Genomic DNA, 898 nt, shown 5'->3' with positions numbered 1-898 from the left:
ACAATAGCGGCTGGAATAAGTTGAATATGCTTATGAACGCCGGTCATGGCTTTGCAAGGAATTACGGCACGATGACAAATAGCAACACAGCTTCTCTGATGCAAGGCAACGACCCTTGGAAGAATTTTGCGGCAGTAGCAAATCTAGCGACAAGTTTTATGGGTATCCCTGATATTTCTAAACCTTTTGGAAAATTTTTAGATAAAAAATTTGGTGTATAGGAAAGAAAGAAATGGAAAAAGGTTCTTGGTTAAATAACATTTCGCGTTTTTTTATTCCTCCTGATCAAGGTGAACATCCTTTAGTTAGAATGTCTAGAATAGGAGCAGATGGTTTAATACAACATAGTGCACATCTCCCACCTACAGTAAAACGTAATAAAAGGACATGGTCTATATTTTTGCAAGAAAGAGAACGCGAAGAGCGTGAAATGATGGAGGCAAGAGAGCGCGAAAAGCGTAAAGAGATCTATGGTCGAAAGGCATTCGAAAGGGTTATTCCGAAGCTTGGTGAGAGACCATTTGAAAAAATGAATATGTTGCAGAAAGTAATACAGCAGCATCAAGGTCCCGTTGTTCCTAGTGCAATTTCTATTGACCAACCGTTTAGTACAGGTACTCTTTCTTCTCTTAACGTAGGGTCTATTATTCCTGATGGAATTTATCATGAGAAGAAAGAGCCCTATACGGTTCCTGAAGCAGAAGCGCAAATACCACTTGGTGTAGGTAATCATCCACCACTCCCTAATGCACAGGAGATTAAACAACTTACGCCTATAGAAGAGGCATCTTCAACATCACAGTCACAAACTTCTCCAGTAGATACTCGAACTGGTTTTGAAAAGTTTGTCGAGTCGGATTTTTATAAAAAGCTTCAAGATCTTTTCGCAGGTATGTCG

The 898-nt window shown here is 39.6% G+C and carries 2 pseudogenes; both read left to right on the top strand.

Going from position 1 to position 898, the window contains the following annotated elements:
* A pseudogene (locus tag ACFINC_RS10115) lies at positions 1-221 on the top strand (hypothetical protein); the annotation flags it as partial.
* A gap of 11 nt (positions 222-232) precedes the next feature.
* Positions 233-898 (top strand): annotated as a pseudogene (locus ACFINC_RS10110) (hypothetical protein); the annotation flags it as partial.

This window comes from Bartonella sp. AP58NXGY, from assembly GCF_042195785.1.
Lineage (GTDB): Bacteria > Pseudomonadota > Alphaproteobacteria > Rhizobiales > Rhizobiaceae > Bartonella.
This window is presented reverse-complemented; position numbering and strand designations above follow the sequence as displayed.